The organism is Planktosalinus lacus (assembly GCF_014640155.1).
GTDB classification, from domain to species: domain Bacteria; phylum Bacteroidota; class Bacteroidia; order Flavobacteriales; family Flavobacteriaceae; genus Planktosalinus; species Planktosalinus lacus.
Genome location: NZ_BMGK01000020.1, coordinates 1 through 3,197 on the forward strand (window position 1 = coordinate 1; position 3,197 = coordinate 3,197).

2 protein-coding genes are annotated in these 3,197 nt (G+C 38.0%); both read left to right on the forward strand.

Annotated features, from left to right (window positions below):
- The first annotated feature begins 467 nt into the window (after positions 1–467).
- Positions 468–557 carry a T9SS type B sorting domain-containing protein gene (locus IEV69_RS14025; protein ID WP_188443383.1) on the forward strand — a complete coding sequence of 30 codons (90 nt, stop codon included), beginning with the start codon at positions 468–470 and terminating at the stop codon, positions 555–557.
- 143 nt (positions 558–700) lie between these two features.
- On the forward strand, positions 701–3,197 hold a 2,497-nt coding region (locus IEV69_RS13675), incomplete at its 3' end, for an FIDD domain-containing protein (RefSeq protein ID WP_188443385.1).

Sequence of the window (3,197 nt, forward strand, 5' to 3'; positions counted from 1 at the left end):
GGTGATAGACACCGGATTAAGCACTCCTGAATACATTTTTATCTGGGAGATCGACGGCGAGTTGCAATTTGGGGAAACCCAGGGCAGCATCACTGCGACCCAGGGGGGAGTATACAGCGTGACGGTGATTGACGCTGAGACCGGTTGTGAGAGCAGTGCAGAGACCACTGTGATTGTATCCTCACCTCCGTTTACTTACAGTGCACAGGCGGCAACTTCGGCCTTTGCAGGAGAGCACGCGATAGAGGCAGAGGCAGAAGGCTTGGGCGAGTATGTGTTCCAGTTGGACGACGGGCCGTTTCAGGAAGAAGGCTACTGGGAAAATGTAAGTCCCGGGAGCCACATAGTGACCATTACCGACAAGTTGGGTTGTGGCTCTGTAATGATTGAAGTGAATGTGATAGACTACCCCTTGTATTTTACGCCCAATAATGACGGTTACCACGANTACTTACAATGGCCGGGACATGCCATCGAGCGACTACTGGTTTAGAGTGGAATACATAGAAGAAGATATAAACAAAGAATTTAGAGGCCATTTTACCTTGAAAAGATAAACTTTTTTTAAAGTATAAATTTTAAAAAGTCCTAAAGTGATTCCTTTAGGGCTTTTTATTTTGAAATGTATATGATTAAAATTTCATATTAAAATTTAAATAATAAATCAATTTGTATCTTTAAAGTTACAAAGTCTACCCAAATGATAAAAATTATTCAAAAAATTCAATATTTACTCCTGTTGTTTTTTATTTCAACTGTTGTATTTTCTCAACCAATAACACAATATGAACAATTCAATGGCAGGTATGATTTTACTGCTTTAGGAAACACTTTAAATGAAGCTGAGAATGCAGGAGGTTATTGTGATATACTAACATCTTCCAGTGCTGACTTAAACCTACTTCCCGGTCAAACAGTGGTTGCTGCTTATTTGTACTGGGCTGGTTCAGGTGACGGTGATTTCGAGGTTGAACTTAATGGTGTTGAGATTAATGCAGAGCGAACATTTATTGAATTTGATGGCTCTGTCACCTATTTTGGTGCTTTTGCAGATGTTACTACGCTTGTGCAATCAACAGGTAATGGAAACTATACCCTTTCAGAGCTTGATCTAACTGCTGTTATAGGTGATTACTGTCAAGGGGCTACAGGTTCTCCCGGGAATGGGACAAATTTCGGTGGATGGTCAATTACAATTGTATTCGAAGACTTAGCATTACCCAATAATCAATTAACTATCTATGATGGCTTGCAGAAAGTTTTTTCACCGGATCCTATATTAAATATTGATCTTTTGAATCTAAATGTGGTTGATGTTATTGGAGCAAAAGTAGGGTTTCTGGTTTGGGAAGGCGATGCAGGACTAGCTAATGGTGAAACCTTAAGCATAAATGGCGTAGTAATGGAAGACTTACCCTTAAATCCCGCGACCAATGCCTTTAACAGCACTAATTCATACACAGGGGCATCGGATTTGTGGAATATGGACTTGGATTTATACAGTATTGAAGATGTTATAAACGTTGGCGATACTTCTATGCTGGTGCAGCTTAATACCGACCAAGATGGTATTATTGTAAATAATATCAATGTAGTACTTGCAAGCGAATTACCTGATGCAACTATTGATGTAACCAACGTTGAAGTATATTGTGATAGTAGGGATATTGATATAGACTTTACTGTTTTTAACCAGGAGAGCACTGATATTTTACCTGCAAATACACCTATTTCTTTTTATGCTGATGGAACTTTAGTTGGAAATTCGGCAACAATTAATGACATTCCGGCAAATGGTTCTGAAAGTAATACAATAAGCTTAACCATTCCTGTAGCCATTCCTAACGATTTCACATTAACTGCTGTCGCTGATGATGTAGGAGATGGAACCGGAGTTGTTGCGGAGATTGATGAAACAAACAATAGTTTTGAAGTTGAAGTAACATTAATAGAAAATCCGGTAGCTGGACCTGTTGATACTATTATAGTTTGTGATTTAGACGACGATGGATTTGCAAACTTTTTTTTATTGGTAGCGGAACCACAACTTTTAGGAACACAAACAGATATAGATGTAACTTTTCATGAAACACTTGATGATGCTGAAAATGGTGCAAATCAAATACTAACTCCTGAAAGTTATACAAATATTGATTCCCCGATTCAAACAATCTTTGTGAGGCTTGAAAACAGTATCAATGGGTGCTTTATAACATCTTCTTTTTTAATTGAAGTTAGACCTGTAGATTATATTCCATTTGAGCTTGTTGATCTTGAATTCTGTATTGATGGAAATAATGATGTTGGTTATCCAATCGATTTGACTGTTCAGGAAGACTTTATATTTGCCGGAGTTGATCCTTCTGATTATACCGTTACCTATCACCTCTCTCAACTTGAAGCAGCAGCAGGTGACAATCCTTTTCCTAATCCAACTGCGTATCCAAATATTGAAAACCCTCAACTTTTGTGGGTTAGAATAGTTAATAACGTCATTAATTGTGTCGAAATAGGTTCTTTTACGGTGCTAATCAAATTAAACCCACCGGTTACATTACCAGCAGATATGACTCCCTATGAATTGTGTGATGATGAAACAGCAGATGGATTTACCGAATTTGATTTATCAACAAAAATTGGTGAAATTACCGGAAACAATCCATTTGTCTCTGTAAGTTTTCATGAAAGTCAACTTGATGCAGAAGATAATATAAACCCGCTGCCCGTATTTAGCTATATCAATACCAGCAACCCACAAACAATTTATGTTCGGGTGCGTGACATTAATAACGGTTGTGTTGTTTATACAAATTTTGATCTGATTGTCAATGAAAACCCCGCAATAACTACACCTGAACCAATTACTTTTTGTGATTCAGACAACGATGGTTTTGGTGAGTTTGATTTGGATTCAGTCATACCCGAAATAAGTGGAGGAGACCCATCAATTAGCGTCTCTTTCCATGAAACAATAACCAATGCCCAAAACAATGTTTTACCTCTGTCTTCACCCTATAATAACATTGTTCAATATGTTCAGACAGTATATGCTAGAGCTTCAAATTTGAAAACCGGCTGCTCGAGTCTTATAGCTTTAGAGCTCCAGGTATTAGACAGTCCTCAGATAGAAGACCCTTCTCCCTTGGTTCAATGTGATTACAATAGCAATGGCACTTCGACCTTTGATTTAACCTTAA